The 15,285-nt window shown below is 61.8% G+C and carries 14 protein-coding genes; 13 read left to right on the top strand and 1 reads right to left on the bottom strand.

The features are described from left to right. Positions 1–60 precede the first annotated feature (60 nt). Entirely contained in the window at positions 61–426 is a 366-nt protein-coding gene (locus G4G27_RS03985) for a hypothetical protein (protein ID WP_183114010.1), read from the top strand. On the opposite strand, the gene G4G27_RS03980 is transcribed toward G4G27_RS03985, so the two are convergent. Further along, positions 396–2,081 carry a type I secretion system permease/ATPase gene (locus G4G27_RS03980; protein ID WP_183112149.1) on the bottom strand — a complete coding sequence of 562 codons (1,686 nt, stop codon included), beginning with the start codon at positions 2,079–2,081 and terminating at the stop codon, positions 396–398. The genes G4G27_RS03985 and G4G27_RS03980 overlap by 31 nt on opposite strands. 144 nt (positions 2,082–2,225) lie before the next feature. Between G4G27_RS03980 and G4G27_RS03975 the strand changes: the two genes are divergently transcribed. The 12 genes from G4G27_RS03975 (at position 2,226) to G4G27_RS03920 (ending at position 15,284) form a co-directional block, all read left to right on the top strand. Continuing rightward, positions 2,226–3,233: an SDR family NAD(P)-dependent oxidoreductase gene (locus G4G27_RS03975; RefSeq protein ID WP_183112148.1), complete on the top strand. Its 1,008-nt coding sequence runs from the start codon at positions 2,226–2,228 to the stop codon at positions 3,231–3,233. A 171-nt stretch (positions 3,234–3,404) separates the two neighbouring features. Next, the gene (gmd, locus tag G4G27_RS03970; protein ID WP_183112147.1) at positions 3,405–4,505 is read left to right on the top strand and encodes a GDP-mannose 4,6-dehydratase; all 1,101 of its coding nucleotides are present in this window, start codon (positions 3,405–3,407) and stop codon (positions 4,503–4,505) included. A gap of 36 nt (positions 4,506–4,541) precedes the next feature. After that, the gene (locus G4G27_RS03965) at positions 4,542–5,174 is read left to right on the top strand and encodes a methyltransferase domain-containing protein (protein ID WP_183112146.1); all 633 of its coding nucleotides are present in this window, start codon (positions 4,542–4,544) and stop codon (positions 5,172–5,174) included. 4 nt (positions 5,175–5,178) lie between these two features. Then, positions 5,179–6,147, top strand: coding sequence for a GDP-L-fucose synthase (locus tag G4G27_RS03960; protein WP_183112145.1), 969 nt, complete (start codon positions 5,179–5,181; stop codon positions 6,145–6,147). A 5-nt stretch (positions 6,148–6,152) separates the two neighbouring features. Continuing rightward, a complete protein-coding gene (locus tag G4G27_RS03955; protein ID WP_183112144.1) occupies positions 6,153–7,001 on the top strand; it encodes an FkbM family methyltransferase in 849 nt (282 codons plus the stop codon). Between the two features lie 13 nt (positions 7,002–7,014). Further along, positions 7,015–7,971 carry a UDP-glucuronic acid decarboxylase family protein gene (locus tag G4G27_RS03950; RefSeq protein WP_183112143.1) on the top strand — a complete coding sequence of 319 codons (957 nt, stop codon included), beginning with the start codon at positions 7,015–7,017 and terminating at the stop codon, positions 7,969–7,971. A 10-nt stretch (positions 7,972–7,981) separates the two neighbouring features. Further along, positions 7,982–8,683 (top strand): class I SAM-dependent methyltransferase, encoded by a 702-nt coding sequence (locus G4G27_RS03945; protein WP_183112142.1) that lies wholly within the window; start codon positions 7,982–7,984, stop codon positions 8,681–8,683. Positions 8,684–8,715: 32 nt separating this feature from the next. Beyond that, positions 8,716–9,780 carry a glycosyltransferase family 4 protein gene (locus G4G27_RS03940; RefSeq protein ID WP_183112141.1) on the top strand — a complete coding sequence of 355 codons (1,065 nt, stop codon included), beginning with the start codon at positions 8,716–8,718 and terminating at the stop codon, positions 9,778–9,780. A 177-nt stretch (positions 9,781–9,957) separates the two neighbouring features. Continuing rightward, complete coding sequence (gene asnB / locus G4G27_RS03935) at positions 9,958–11,781, top strand: asparagine synthase (glutamine-hydrolyzing) (RefSeq protein WP_202049657.1); 1,824 nt, start codon at positions 9,958–9,960, stop codon at positions 11,779–11,781. Between the two features lie 129 nt (positions 11,782–11,910). After that, positions 11,911–12,882 (top strand): GDP-mannose 4,6-dehydratase, encoded by a 972-nt coding sequence (locus G4G27_RS03930; protein ID WP_183112139.1) that lies wholly within the window; start codon positions 11,911–11,913, stop codon positions 12,880–12,882. A 9-nt stretch (positions 12,883–12,891) separates the two neighbouring features. Further along, positions 12,892–14,166, top strand: a complete 1,275-nt coding sequence (locus tag G4G27_RS03925) for a hypothetical protein (protein WP_183112138.1) — start codon at positions 12,892–12,894, stop codon at positions 14,164–14,166. Then, positions 14,163–15,284: a hypothetical protein gene (locus tag G4G27_RS03920; RefSeq protein ID WP_183112137.1), complete on the top strand. Its 1,122-nt coding sequence runs from the start codon at positions 14,163–14,165 to the stop codon at positions 15,282–15,284. Before G4G27_RS03925 ends, G4G27_RS03920 begins: the two co-directional genes overlap by 4 nt. Position 15,285: the final 1 nt, after the last annotated feature.

Here is a 15,285-nt window from a genome sequence, read left to right as displayed (position 1 = left end):
CGTACTCGACCCGGTCAATTCGGCTTCCCGCGCGGCACGCTCGGCGAGCAGCGAGTCGAATTGCGCCTGCAAGACCTGCACCGCAAGTCGCGCATCTCCGTCATCGAGCCGGAACAGCAACTGCCCCGCCTTGACCTTCGACCCTTCGCGGACGCCGATCTCCTTGACGATCCCGCCATCGAGATGCTGGACCGTCTTGCGTTTATTTTCGACGCCGATGCGCCCCTCGGCAACGACGCCGCTGGCGATCGGCACCAGCGCCGACCATGCGAAGATCGCGGCAATCCCCACGCCCAAGCCGATCGCGAGCCGTTTCGTCACGCGTGCGATCGGATCGGACAGCGTTTCGGCGAGTTCCTGCCGCTCTTCGGCGTTACGCGGAACGGGTATGTCGGTCATGTGCGCACAACCTGGCTGGGTTTCTGATTCTGCGGCAACAATTGCGGCAATATCTCCACCATCGGGCCGAATTTGACGATCGTGCCGGCGTTCATCACCAGTAACAGGTCGAGCGTGTGGACCAGCGACGGCCGGTGCGCGATCACCGCGAGGGTAGCGCCGCGACGACGCGCTGCCTGCACTGCCTGGTTCAGCGCCACCTCACCCTCGCCGTCGAGACCGGTTTCGGGTTCGTCGAGCACCACCAGGATCGGATCGCCATACAGCGCGCGTGCCAGCCCGATCCGCTGCCGCTGCCCACCCGACAGGCCGAACCCCAGCCCCGACACCGGCGTGTCATACCCTTGCGGAAGCCCCAATATCATGTCGTGCGCATTGGCCGCTCGCGCCGCCGCAACGATCGCTTCGTCGTCACGCTCGTTCAGCCGTCCGATATTGTCGGCGACCGTGCCGGGCAACAATGTCACGTTCTGCGGCAGATAGCCGATAGGGCGGCCAAGTTCCTCGGCGTCATACTGGGTGATGTCGGCGCCATCGATCCGCACGGTCCCGCGTGCCGCGGCCCAGGCGCCGACCATGACCTTGGCAAGCGTCGATTTGCCCGACCCCGACGGCCCGACGATGCCGACCGACTGCCCGGGCTGAAGCGCGAGCGATACGCCCTTGAGAATAGGCACAGTGCCACCGGGCGACGCCGCGATGACGTTTTCGAACGCCACCGCGCCACGCGGCGCGGGCAGGCGCAGCGTATCTCGCAAATCACCCTCGCCCTCGATTCCCGCGAGCCGCGCCCAGGCGCTGCGCGCGCTGAAAACCTGACGCCAGGCGCCAAGGATCTGGTCGATCGGCGCCAGCGCCTTGGAGAAAACGATCGAACAGGCGACGATCGAACCGCCGCTGACTTGGCCATTCACCGCGAGCCAGGCGGCAATCGCGAGAATCAGGATTTGGCTTGCCGAGCGAATCCCGCGTGCGATCGATGCCACACCGCTGGTCGACACCGTGCTGGAAATCTGCGCGGTCAGCGATAGCCGGTTCAGTTGCGCCGCCTGGCTCTCGGCACGACCGGCATAACCCATCGCGGTGGCGCTTTCCGCCGAGGCGAGATGCGCCTCAAGCGCGTCGCCGGCCTGGCGCTGCCGCATGACGATCTCGTCCGAGGTGCGCGCCATGGTTCGCCGACTCGCCCAGGCGGCAATCGCCAGCGCAATGGCGCAGCCGAGACTCGCCACACCGATCCACACATGAACCGCGAACAACACGATCGCGAACAGCGGCACGAACAAAAGGTCGAACAATGCCGCCGGAATCGGCCCTGTCACAAAGCCGCGAACTTGCTCCAGATCCTCGAACGCCCGCGCACGACGGCCCGGCGCGCCCGCCAATGCCGACTTTCGCGACACCGCGAGCACGTCCGCCTCCATCTCGGCATAGAGTCCCATACCAGCCCGTGCGAACACCAAGCCTCGCAGCATTTCCAGCAACGATGTCAATATGATCGCCACCAATGTGATCGCGGCAATCGCGATCAGCGTCGCGCCGCTTCGTGACGGAATCACGCGGTCATAGAGCTGCGTCAGGTAGAGTGGGGTGACCAGCGTCAGCACGTTGATCGCAAGACTGGCCCCAAGCGCGATGCCGATCGGCCGACGCACATAAGGCAAACTGAAAATGCGCAGCATAAATGGCCCGTTGCACGCGAAAAAACGCTGCAGCACCGTGGCTTGGGCGTCGAACTGCCCACATAACCGGATGAACGCACTTGCGCAAACGCCGTCGTTATTCACGGTATCGATCTGTCAACGGCTTGCGCGTAGGAAGCAGGCATGAACAGGCCAGCAATCCTCGTCACCGGCGCCGCCGGTTTCATCGGTATGCATGTCGCGCAGAAACTGCTTGCGCGCGGCGAACGCGTGATCGGCATCGATAATCTCAACGATTATTACGATGTGCGGCTGAAGCATGCGCGCCTCGCCGAGATCGGACGCGGCACCAATCGCGATTTCGAGTTTCTCGAACTCGACTTTGCCGACGACGAGGCACTCGACGCCGCGCTGTCGGCGCATGCGTTCGATCGCATCGTCCATCTCGGTGCACAGGCTGGCGTTCGTTATTCGATCGACAATCCCCGTGCCTATATCCGTTCGAACATCGCCGGGCATCTCAACATGCTCGAACTCGCCCGCCATCGCGGCGTCGGGCATATGGTCTATGCTTCATCCTCGTCGATTTATGGCGGTGACGCGACCCTGCCGTTCAGGGTCGACGACCGCGCCGACCACCCGCTCTCACTCTACGCCGCGACCAAGCGCGCCGACGAACTGATGAGCGATACCTATGCCCATCTCTATCGTACGCCACTCACCGGGCTGCGATTCTTTACCGTCTATGGCCCCTGGGGTCGACCCGACATGGCGATGTGGCTGTTCACCTCGGCGATCCTGGAAGGTCGACCGATCAACGTCTTCAATGGCGGCGATATGCGGCGCGATTTCACCTATATCGACGATATCGTGGCCGGCATCATCGCCTGTCTGGATCACCCCCCCGCCGATGACGGTGAGATCAAGGCGGGCGGCAGCATCTCGCCGCACCGGCTCTATAATATCGGCAACCACAAGTCCGAACAGCTCGACCGGCTGATCGAACTGGTCGAGGCCGCGTGCGGTGCGCCCGCGATCCGCGTCGCGATGCCGATGCAGGCCGGCGACATGAAGGATACCTTCGCCGATATCGAAGCGATCCAGCGCGATCTGGGCTACATGCCGACAACCTCGATCGAGCACGGCGTACCGCGTTTCGTCGACTGGTATCGCAGCTATATGGGCGTCTGATTTTTACAAAAAATCCAGAAAACTCGATGCTTACGTCTTTTGGCTGCCAAATCCCGCCAGCACTCTCTTCGCAACTGCGGCACTAGACGTATAAGCGCATGCTGCTATGGCAACGGCGTCTTTCAAACCGACCGGTTTGGACCCGATATTTTTCGCCTGGAGCGCCATCTCATGACGAAAACCGCGTTGATCACCGGTGTGACCGGGCAGGACGGTGCCTATCTTTCGGAGCTTCTGCTCGCCAAGGGTTATGAAGTTCACGGCATCAAGCGCCGATCATCCTCGTTCAACACCGGACGCATCGACCATATCTATCAGGACCCGCACGAGGCGGGCGCACGGCTTCATCTCCATTATGGCGACATGACGGATTCGATGAATCTGACTCGTATCGTGCAAGAGGTTCAGCCTGACGAGATCTACAATCTCGCAGCGATGAGCCATGTGGCGGTCAGCTTCGAGACGCCGGAATATACCGCCAATGCCGACGGCATCGGCACCTTGCGCCTGCTGGAGGCGATCCGCCTCCTTGGCCTGGTCGACAAGACCCGCATCTACCAGGCATCGACATCGGAACTGTACGGCATGGTGCAGGAAGTGCCGCAGTCCGAAACGACGCCTTTCTATCCGCGCTCGCCCTATGCCGCGGCCAAGATGTACGCCTATTGGATCACGGTGAATTATCGCGAAGCCTATGGCATCCATGCCTCGAACGGCATCCTGTTCAACCATGAAAGCCCGCTGCGTGGCGAGACCTTCGTCACCCGCAAGATCACGCGCGCGGTGGCGGCCAATCATCTCGGCCTGCAGGAAACCCTATGGCTCGGCAATCTTGATGCCAAGCGCGACTGGGGTCATGCGCGCGACTATGTCGAGGGCATGTGGCGCATCGTCCAGCATGAAAAGGGTGACGATTTCGTTCTCGCCACCGGGGTGACGCAGACGGTGCGCTCGTTCGTCGAAAAGGCATTCGCCGAGGTCGACAAGCAGATCGACTGGAGCGGCGCCGGTGTCGATGAAGTCGGCACCTGCCGCAAGACCGGCAAGATTCTGGTCAAGGTCGATCCGCGCTATTTCCGTCCGACCGAGGTCGACTTGCTGATCGGCAATCCGGCCAAGGCCAAGCGCCTGCTCGGCTGGGAAGCAACCACCACGCTCGACGAATTGTGCGCCGAAATGGTGCGCGAGGACCTGAAGGTGGTCGCGCGCGAGGCTGAAACGCGCCGCCCCGACGAGGAGCGCCCCGCCGCACTTTACGCGATCACGAGCTGATCAGCCGAAGCGCCACAGGGGATTGGAGCAACCGGCATGACCCAGACATCGTCGATCGTCGATTACGGCTTTTCCAACAGCGGGGTGTCGCACACTCATGCCTATCTTTTCCCTGCCGTGCGCGCATCGCTTGAGGCCAATGCCAGGGGCAAGAAGCTGTTCGAACTCGGATGCGGCAACGGGTCGAACGCAATCGCACTGGCCGGTCTCGGTTATGAGATCGCCGGCATCGATCCGTCGGAGACCGGCATCGAGATCGCCAACAAGAATTTTCCGCAGTGCCGCCTCGAACTTGGTTCCTCGGACGAAAATCTAGCGGCGCGCTTCGGCCAGTTCGATGCCGTGGTCAGCCTTGAGGTGGCCGAGCATGTCTTCTCGCCGAAACGCTATGCCGAGGCGATCGATGAACTGCTCGTCCCGGGCGGTATCGCGATCATCAGCACGCCCTATCATTCGTATCTGAAGAACCTCGTCCTCGCTGCCAGCGGCAAGATGGAGAATCACTTCACCGCGTTGTGGGAAGGCGGGCATATCAAATTCTGGAGCCGCGCAACGCTCGGTAGGTTGTTCTCGCGCGCCGGCTTCGAGGAGATTGGCTTCGACCGGGTCGGACGCGTCCCCGCCCTCGCCAAGTCGATGGTCGTCACCTATCGCAAAAAGACCGGCTAAACCGATGTCCGACCTGAAATTTGACCTCAAGGACAAGAAAATCTGGGTAGCGGGCGAGCGCGGCATGGTCGGACGCGCGATCGTGCGGCGGCTGGCGAGCGAAGGCTGCACGATCGTCTCGCCCGACACCCGCATCGATCTGCGGGATCAGGCGGCGACCTTCGCCTGGATGGCGGCGAATCCGGTCGATCTGATCTTCCTCGCCGCCGCCAAGGTCGGCGGAATAGCGGCCAATAACGACCGGCCGGGCGAGTTTCTTTACGACAATCTGATGATCGAGACGAACGTGATCGAGGGCGCGCGCCGCGCCGCGGTGGCCAAACTCGTCTTTCTCGGATCGTCGTGTATCTTCCCCAAACTGGCAGCCCAGCCGATGGCCGAGAGCGCCTTGCTCACCGGGCCGCTCGAGCCGACCAATCAATGGTACGCCATCGCAAAGATCGCCGGGCTCAAACTGTGCGAAGCGTATCGCCGGCAATATGGCTGCGACTTCATCTCTGCCCAGCCGACCAACCTTTATGGCCCGTTCGATAATTTCGATCTCGAATCGAGCCATGTTCTGCCTGCATTGATGCGCAAGGCGCATGAGGCCAAGCTGGCGGGCGCGGATACGCTGTCGGTCTGGGGCAGCGGCACCCCTCTACGCGAATTCCTCCATGTCGACGATCTCGCCGACGCGCTGGTGTTCCTCGCGCGCAACTATTCCGACGACGAGTTTGTCAATATCGGTACTGGCGACGAGGTCAGTATCGCCAACCTCGCCCATCTCGTTGCCGAGGCGGTCGGCTTCCAGGGCAAGGTCGCATTCGACGCGACCCGCCCCGATGGTACGCCGCGCAAGCTGGTCGATACCACCAAACTCAAGGCGCTTGGCTGGGAATCCTCGGTGCCGCTCGGCACGGGCATCGCCGAAGTCTATCGCTGGTTCCTCGACAACGGCCCTGACGCACGGCACGAGCGCGCCGCAGCATGAGCGCGATGAGCGATCTTGTCGGCTACGCGCTGGACCATCCGCTTGGACGGCGCGCGCCGATCAGGACGTTGTCGCGCATCGCACGCTGGCAGATCGAAAGCCGGCTGAAGCCCGGCATCCATGACAAAAGCTGGATCGAAGGCGCACGGCTGCTGATCGAGCGCGGAATGACCGGCGCGACAGGCAACCTCTATTTCGGGCTGCATGAATTCGCCGATATGGGTTTTCTGTTACATTTCCTGCGCGTGGGCGACTTGCTGGTCGATGTCGGCGCTAATGTGGGCAGTTACACCGTGCTGGCTGCGAGAGTCGTTGGTGCGGACGTGATCGCGATCGAGCCCCATCCCGCAACCGCTGATCGGCTCGATGCGAATATCGAGCATAACGCGATCGGCGCAAAGGTTTCTGTCCAACGCGTTGCGCTCAGCGATGCCGCCGGCACCGGCACGCTGACCGGCGACCGCGATACGATGAATCAGCTTGTCGATCACGCCGGTGCGGGAACAGTGGCGGTCGCACTGACCACACTCGATATGGCAGTTGGCAAAGCGGACCCGATCATGCTCAAGATCGATGTCGAAGGGCACGAGCCCGCAGTCTTCGCTGGCGCCGCAGCAACGCTTGCCAAGCCGTCGCTACTGGCGATCGAAATTGAAACTGTCGATCCGGCAATCCTTGCGCAACTCTCGGCGGCCGGGTTCGTCGAGCGTTTCTATGATCCGTTCAAGCGCGCTCTGACCACCGCCAGCAGCGGCTCGGGCGCATCCAATCGCCTGTTCGTCCGCAATACGGATGTGGTGGAAAAACGCGTGGTTTCGGCGCGACGCTTCAGCGTCGCTGGCACCGCACTGTAATCAGGGGACTTTCGTGGCACGTCTTTACGACAGCAGAAAACGTATTCTTGTAACGGGCGGCGCCGGCTTTGTCGGCTCGCACCTGATCGACCGGTTGCTCGAACAGGGTCACGAGGTGCTGTGCGTCGATAATCTGTTCACCGGCGCCAAGCGCAATATCGAACATCTGCATAATCATGCGCGGCTTGAATTCATGCGCCACGACGTGTGCCTGCCGCTCTATGTCGAGGTCGACGAGATCTACAACCTCGCCTGCCCCGCCTCACCGGTCCATTATCAGCACGATCCTGTGCAGACGACCAAGACCTCGGTGCACGGCGCGATCAACATGCTCGGCCTGGCCAAGCGCGTGAAGGCGAAGATCTTCCAGGCCTCGACCAGCGAAGTCTATGGCGACCCGTCGGTTCACCCGCAGCCCGAGGAATATTGGGGCAACGTCAACCCGATCGGCCCGCGCTCCTGTTACGACGAAGGCAAGCGCTGCGCCGAAACTTTGTTCTTCGATTATCACCGCCAGCATGCGCTCGAGATCAAGGTCGCGCGGATTTTCAACACCTATGGCCCGCGCATGCATCCGGCCGATGGACGCGTCGTATCGAACTTCATCGTCCAGGCACTGCGGGGCGAGCCGATCACCATCTATGGCGACGGATCACAGACCCGCTCCTTCTGCTATGTCGATGACCTGGTCGATGGCTTCATCCGCTTGATGGATACCGGGCCCGACGTGACCGGACCGATCAATCTCGGCAACCCGGTCGAATTCACGATGATCGAATTGGCCGAACTGGTGCTCGAACAGACCGGCTCGCGCTCCAAGCTGATCCGCATGCCACTGCCCGCCGACGATCCAAAACAACGCAAGCCCGACATTACCAAGGCACAGACGATTCTCGGTTGGCAGCCCAAAGTACCGCTCGCCGAAGGCCTGAAATCGACGATCGATTTCTTCGCCAACCGCGATCGCTGAGGAAAGGCCGATGTCCGAAGTCTCAGCGCAGCGCGATTATTATACACAGACCGCCGAACGCTACGACGAAATGCACGTCGCGGACGGCGACGAGCATTATCTCGCGCTCGACTGGCTGTCGGACATCATTCGTCAGCAGAGCGTGGAATCGATCCTCGATATCGGTAGCGGCACCGGGCGCGGCATCCTCTATCTGAAGGAGCGCCATCCGATCCGCTATGTTGGCGTCGAGCCGGTCGCGGCGCTGCGCGACAAGGGGCATGAAAAGGGCTTGTCGGCCGACGAGTTAGTCGATGGCGACGCACTCAACCTCGCCTTTGCCGACAACAGCTTCGACCTGGTCTGCGAATTCGGGGTGCTGCATCATATCAAGAACCATAAGCGCGCCGTATCGGAGATGTGCCGCGTCGCAAAAAAGGGCGTGTTCATTTCCGATTCGAACAATTTCGGCCAGGGCCCGGCGGTCAACCGAGTGATCAAGCAGGCGATCAACGCGGTCGGCCTGTGGCGCTTGTTTGACCTCGCGATGACACGCGGCAAGGGCTATCACTATTCCGATGGCGACGGCGTCTTCTACAGCTATTCGGTGTTCAACGACGTTCCCGTCGTCCGTGCGAAATTCCCCACCCTGCGCTTTATGAGCACGATGGCTTCGAGCGGTCCCAATCTGTACCGCGAGGCGCCGCATCTGGCGGTGTTCGCAACGCGATGACCGGTCCGGCGCCGAAGGGTGCGCACGTCCTTATGTTGCTGTCCGACGCCTATGGCGGTTTCGGCGGTATTTCACAGTATAACCGCGACTTTCTCGACGCTTTGTGCGTACTGCCTCAGGTCGGCAGCGTGGAAGCATTGCCGCGGATCGCCGTCCCGCCGATCGGCGATCTGCCGACCAGGCTGGTGTTCAACCTCGACGGCCTTGGCGGCATCGCACGCTTTACCCGCGCCGCGCTCAAGCGCGGCTTGACCGGCCCAAAACCCGACATCGTCATTTGTGGCCATATCAACCTGTTGCCACTCTGCGTGCTGATCGCGACCCTGCGCCGGGCGAAGCTGGTGATGCTGATCTTCGGGATCGAGGTCTGGCAGCCGACGGCGCGCAGACTGGTCGATCGCTGGGTGTCGCGGATCGATACCGTCATCTCGATCAGCCGGGTGACGCTGGAGCGTTATATGGCCTGGGCCGCCGCCCCTCGCCTGGGCACGGCGATATTGCCCAACGCGATCCATCTCGAACATTATGGCATGGCGCCGAAGGCCGACGACCTGGTCGCGCAATACGGCCTGGCGGATCGCAAAGTATTGATGACCTTTGGCCGCATGGCCGGCGAGGAACGCGCCAAGGGGTTCGACGAGATGATCGAGATCCTGCCGCGCCTCCGCGCGAAGGATCCATCCTTCATCTACATCGCGGCCGGCAAGGGCGACGACATGGCCCGGCTCAAGGCGAAGGCGGTCGAGTTCGGCGTCGCCGATCATGTCGTGTTCACCGGGATGGTCCCCGAAGACCGAAAGGCCGATTATTTCCGCCTTGCCGACGTCTACACCATGCCAAGCCGTGGCGAGGGATTCGGGTTTGTCTTTCTCGAGGCGATGGCGTGCGGCGTGCCGGCAGTCGCCAGCCATAGCGATGGCGGATTCGAGGCGATACGCGACGGGGCGATCGGCATCGCCATCGATCCGTCGAGCCAGGACGAGTTGGAAAATGCGATCTTCACGGCGCTGTCGCGTGGCAAGCAAATTCCGGCCGGGCTAGCATATTTCGCCTTTCCGAATTTCGGACGTCGTTTAGGTGAAATGTTGTTTGGCTAGAGACCAGTAAGCTGTCATCGGAAAATTGATCTGAATCATCTCGATCGGCACTGGCGCGGTGCTAGCATTTCGGTCACGATACAGATCGCGACGTTGGACGAAAGCGACCATTTTTTCAGTAACTTGATGTAGATATCACTCTGTTGGTCTGGGGGGATCAACCGCTTAATGTGTGGTTTGAACGGCATTTTTGCCTATCGCTCGAACGCGCCGGCACCGACGCGCGAAGAGGTTGTGGCAGTTCGCGACGTCATGGCCAGCCGTGGCCCCGATGGCGCAGGGCTGTGGGCAAGTGAGGACGGCCGTTGCGTGCTCGGTCATCGGCGCCTGTCGATCCTCGATCTATCCGATCGCGCACTCCAGCCGATGGTCAGTCGCGATGGACGGTACACGATCGTCTATAATGGCGAGATCTACAATTACCCCGAACTGCGCGCCGCAGCGCTCGACGCCGGCCGCACGCTGACGACGACATCGGATACCGAAATCCTGCTCGACCTGTTCGAACATCGCGGCCCGGCGATGCTCGATGCGTTGCGCGGCATGTTCGCCTTCGCGATCTGGGACAGCCGGGAACGCTCCCTGTTCCTCGCGCGCGACGCGTTCGGCATCAAGCCGTTATTCTATGCCGACAAAGGCGGCACTTTCCGCTTTGCGTCGCAGGTCCGCGCGCTTCGCGCAGGCAGCGACATCAGCAGCGAGAAGGATCCGGCCGGGGTGGTTGGCTTCCTGTTGCTCGGCAGCGTGCCCGAACCGTTCACCTGGTACGCCGATATCGCATCGCTTCCCGCAGGTCATTGCATCACGGTCGATGCTAAAGGCGTCAGCCAGCGTCGCTATGTCAGCGCAGGGGAGATTCTCGTTGCCGCGGAGCGTGAGAATATCGATCATGCAGTGGCGCTGCGTCGCGCACAGGATGCGGTGCGCGACAGCATCAAAGCCCATCTGCTTGCCGACGTGCCCGTGGGGCTGTTCCTGTCGGGAGGAATCGATTCCGCCGCGATCCTCGGCGTCGCGATGGAGGCATCGACCCGCCCCCTTCACACGATCACGCTCGGCTTTGACGAATTCGAGGGCAGCGAAAACGACGAAGTACCGATCGCCGCACGGATCGCCGCTTATTATGGCGCACAACACAGTGTCCGCCGTATCGGTCGCGACGAGTTCCTCTCCGATCTCGACCAGATTCTCGCCACGATGGATCAACCCTCGATCGATGGCATCAATACCTGGTTCGTCGCCAAGGCGACGCACGAACAGGGGCTGAAGGTCGCCCTGTCGGGAGTCGGCGGCGACGAAATGCTCGGCGGATATCCTAGCTTCGTCGACGTCCCCGCCTGGCATGCACGCTATGGACGAATCGCGCGATTGCCCGGGCTTGGGTCAGCGGCGGGGCGATTGCTCAAAATGGCGATGCCGCGTTTCGCCACCCACAATCCCAAGGCGGCCGGACTGCTGCGATATACTGGAACATTGGGTGGCGCGTATCTGGTGCGCCGGTCGTTGCGACTGCCTGACGACTTCGCCGGCATACTCGATCCCAATTTCGTCAAAGCCGGCCTCACGCGGCTCGGCGTCGTCGCACGGATGAACGACGTGCTCGATCCGATGCCAGATTCGGATCAGGCGGCTGTCACCTTGCTCGAGCTCAGCTTCTACATGCGCAACCAGTTGTTGCGCGACGCCGACTGGGCGGGGATGCGCCATAGCGTGGAAATCCGCACACCGCTGGTCGATATCGCATTGTTCCGCGAACTGGCGCCGCTGATCGGTCACCTGAAACCCGGCGAGGGCAAAAAGCTTCTTGCCAATGCGCCGGCCTCGGCCCTGCCCGAATGGCATCGTCATCGCCGCAAGACCGGTTTCGCCATCCCCTATGCGAGCTGGATGGGAGGGGTTGAAGGTCTCGAACGGCGCAGCGCTAATGCCGCAGGCAGCTACGGCCTCTTGTCGCGCGAATGGTCGCGCTACCTCCTCGACCATTACCATACGGCCGGCTGACAAGGAGCGATTTCGACGAATGCCAGGCTCGTGCCATGCATTTACGCCTTTCCTCGCCCGGCAAATCATGCTCTTCGCATCCGCAACAATTTGGGGCGCAACAATTGGGGCGCAACAACGAGGTAGGTCTTGACCAAGCACGCGCTCATCTGCGGAATTTCGGGCCAGGACGGCGCGCTGCTGGCGAAGCTGCTGCTCGACAAGGGATATCGCGTATTTGGCACCTCGCGGGATGCGGAAGTGTCCCGCTTCTCCAATCTCGCGCAGCTCGGCATCCTCGATCGCGTCACCCCGCTGTCGATGACCCTGACCGATTTCCGCAGCGTATTGCAGGTGCTGTCGGAAACCAGGCCGGACGAAGTCTACAACCTCGCCGGACAAAGCTCGGTCGGCCTCTCTTTCGCGCAGCCGGTCGAAACGCTCGAGAGCATCGCCTTCGGCACGCTCAACCTGCTCGAAGTGCTGCGCTTCATGGGCGGCGAGACACGTCTCTACAACGCCGCGTCCAGCGAGTGCTTCGGGGAAACGACCGAGACAAAGCCCGCGACCGAGGAGAGCCCATTCCACCCACGCAGTCCCTATGGCGTCGCCAAGGCGACCGCCTTTTGGGAGGTCGCTAATTACCGCGAGGCTTATGGCCTGTTCGCCAGCTCAGGCATCTTGTTCAATCATGAATCGCCGTTGCGCCCGGAACGCTTCGTCACGCGCAAGGTCGTCCGCGCCGCCGCGCGCATTGCCGCGGGATCAGGCGAGCGACTGAAGCTCGGTGCACTGAACGTCGTGCGCGACTGGGGTTGGGCGGAGGATTATGTCGACGCGATGTGGCGCATGCTGCAGCTCGACCATGCGACCGACTTCGTCGTCGCGACGGGCAAAAGCCATAGCCTCGAATATTTCGTGCAGCGCTGTTTCGAACTGCAGAATCTCGACTGGCGCGATCATGTCGAAGTCGACCAGAACCTGATGCGCGCGACCGATATCGCAACAAGCTATGGTGATCCAGGGAAGGCGGAGCAGTTGCTCGGATGGCGCTCGACAGTCGATTTCGACGACCTGCTCCGCCGCCTGATCGCGGCCGAGCATATCGCACCGGCGGCCTGAGCGTTCGCCATGTTGCGCCAACGCCTCCTATCCTGGTTCCGTTTGCTATTCGAATTCGGTTTGTCGAGCGGCTTCGCTCAGGCGATCGGCATGATCTCCGGGCTGGTTTATGTTCGCTACCTCCCGATCGCGGATTATGCACTTTATGCACTGGCTGCGACCACGCTGACGTTCGTTTCGATTTCCAGCGATCTCGGACTGGGCAGTTCGATCACTTATTTCTGGCGGCAGGCGCGGGTCGGCGGCGTCGCGTTCGGCGATTATCTGTCGGGCATCCGCCGCCTCCGCTTTCTGCTGTTCATCGGTGTGGGGCTGATCGCCGCAGTGATCTTTCCCGCCGTTGGGTCTCGATCCCACTACAGCCTCGATGACCTGCTGATCGCGCTTGCGCTGCTGCTCGGCAGCGCCTTTCTGCTGATGAGTGCGGGAATCAATCTGCAGGTCATGCGCCTGCTTGGCTGGTTCCGGCGCTCCTACCTTTGCGACATCGCCGGGCAATCGATGCGCGTTCTCGCGGCAATCGTCATGGTTCTCGGTGTCTCGCGCTCCTATTGGATGGCGCTGCTTGGTGGGCTGGTGTGCTCCGCGGTCACATTCGGCGCGAGTAGCTGGGTATTGCGCGGGCAGATCGAACGGCAACGCGTAGCCGTGCCCGGACTGTTCAAATCGATCATGCGCTATGTCGGGCCCGCCGCCCCCGCGGTGCTGGCCTTTGCCTTGCAGGACAGCGTCATTCTCTGGCTCGCCTCACGCTTCGGCGGGCCGGAAGTGGTCGCCTCGGTATTCGCAGTCAACCGCATCACCGCGATTGTCGGGATTCTCTCGGCTTTTTCCGTCACCGTGATTGTCCCGCGCCTGGCCGGCATTACCGATTTGCGCCGCTTCATCCGGGCGGGCTGGATCGCCAAGGCAGCGATGGTCGCGGTCGGCCTGTGCGTAATCGCGATCGGCGCCACCTTACCAGGTCCTATCCTGTGGTTGCTCGGCCCGAAATATGCGCACCTCAATCGCGAATTGCTCGTCGCGCTGGCCACGTCGGCAATAGCGCTCGTCTTGACGCTCACCGTATTGCTCAACCGCGCCAAGGGTTGGGTGCGGCTCGATCCCCTGGTTGCGCTCGTACAACTGAGCTTGCTGGCCGCTGTCACACCATTTTGGGATTTCACGCACCCCTTGTCGGTGCTGCTGCTCAGCATGACGCTCAGCGGCTCGCTGCTGCTCCAGGGGCTGGTGATCGGCATCATAGGCTCGTACCGCCCCGCCCTCGTCAAGGCACGGGCATGACCAGCACGCTGATCCAGATCGTTCCGCGTCGTTCCATCTCGCCCGAGGGCGTTGGCGATTATGCGCGCCTGATCGCTGAAAAACTGCTGCGCGATCATGACATTCGAACTGTATTCATTTCGGGCTCGCCGCTGCCGCCGGACGAACAGCTGCACGACGAATGGGAAACGCTCGAGCTTGCCGAACGGAGTGCGGGGGCGCTGCTGGAAACGCTGGATCGCGTCGCCCGGGGCGCTTCCGTACCGATCCTATTGCATCTTTCGGCCTATGGTTATCAGCGCAAAGGGGTGCCGCTATGGCTCGTAAAAGGGCTGGAATGCTGGCACCGCGAGAATTCGGCACTGCCTCTCGTTACGATATTCCACGAACTGTACGCGACCGGCCCGATCTGGAGCAGTGCGTTCTGGGTCGGCCCACTTCAGGCTTGGGTAGCGCGGCGCATACAGCGGATCAGTACGGCCGGCATCGCAACCACCGGCCCCTATGCCGCACTACTCGATCACTGGCACGGCGGGCAGCGCGGATCGGCCATCACGCTGCCGGTCTTTTCGACGATCGGCGATCTTGAGGATACGGTTCCGGCGACGGAGCGATCCGCTTCGCTGGCAATCTTCGGCCGGGCCGGCATCTATGATGCGGTCTATCGCGAGCGCGTCGCACAGATCGAAGCCTTCGTCACCGCCAACAAGATAGGTGAGATCGTCGATATGGGCGGTCGCACCGAGCAGCCGCCGGCGATGATCGGCGCCGCGCGGGTCCGTAGCATCGGTCAGGCATCGATCGCTACGCTCCGCAAGGAACTGGGTGGCGCACGTTTTGGGCTGCTCGACTATGACGCAGACCGCCTCGCAAAATCGACGATTTTCGCGGCCTATTGCGCCCATGGCGCAATCCCGATTTGCCTGAGTGAAGCGACTGGCACAAACGACGGACTTCGACCGGGAGAGAATTATCTCAAGCTCGGCGAAAGCGACAAGATCCCGGTTATGGACAACACCGCGCTTGGGGCGTTGCAGCAGGCTGCAAAAAACTGGTATCAGCCGCACTCGCTGAAAGGTAGTGCGGACGTGATCGACCGGCTGCTGCGGCAATCATCAGCGACCACGGAGCGCGTTTGAG

The sequence above is a fragment of the Sphingomonas sp. So64.6b genome, from assembly GCF_014171475.1.
Classification (GTDB): Bacteria; Pseudomonadota; Alphaproteobacteria; order Sphingomonadales; family Sphingomonadaceae; genus Sphingomonas; species Sphingomonas alpina_A.
Note: the sequence above shows the minus strand (reverse complement) of the source record. Positions and strands in the feature narration are given on the sequence as shown.

Excerpts from the sequence above, each read along its gene's own strand:
- G4G27_RS03945 (WP_183112142.1), top strand. The coding sequence starts at position 7,982 with ATGTCCGAAGTCTCAGCGCAGCGCGATTATTATACACAGACCGCCGAA.
- G4G27_RS03965 (WP_183112146.1), top strand. The coding sequence starts at position 4,542 with ATGACCCAGACATCGTCGATCGTCGATTACGGCTTTTCCAACAGCGGG.
- G4G27_RS03975 (WP_183112148.1), top strand. The coding sequence starts at position 2,226 with ATGAACAGGCCAGCAATCCTCGTCACCGGCGCCGCCGGTTTCATCGGT.
- G4G27_RS03955 (WP_183112144.1), top strand. The coding sequence starts at position 6,153 with ATGAGCGATCTTGTCGGCTACGCGCTGGACCATCCGCTTGGACGGCGC.
- G4G27_RS03940 (WP_183112141.1), top strand. The coding sequence starts at position 8,716 with ATGTTGCTGTCCGACGCCTATGGCGGTTTCGGCGGTATTTCACAGTAT.
- G4G27_RS03920 (WP_183112137.1), top strand. The coding sequence starts at position 14,163 with ATGACCAGCACGCTGATCCAGATCGTTCCGCGTCGTTCCATCTCGCCC.
- G4G27_RS03980 (WP_183112149.1), bottom strand. The coding sequence starts at position 2,081 with ATGCTGCGCATTTTCAGTTTGCCTTATGTGCGTCGGCCGATCGGCATC.
- gmd (WP_183112147.1), top strand. The coding sequence starts at position 3,405 with ATGACGAAAACCGCGTTGATCACCGGTGTGACCGGGCAGGACGGTGCC.
- G4G27_RS03960 (WP_183112145.1), top strand. The coding sequence starts at position 5,179 with ATGTCCGACCTGAAATTTGACCTCAAGGACAAGAAAATCTGGGTAGCG.
- G4G27_RS03925 (WP_183112138.1), top strand. The coding sequence starts at position 12,892 with ATGTTGCGCCAACGCCTCCTATCCTGGTTCCGTTTGCTATTCGAATTC.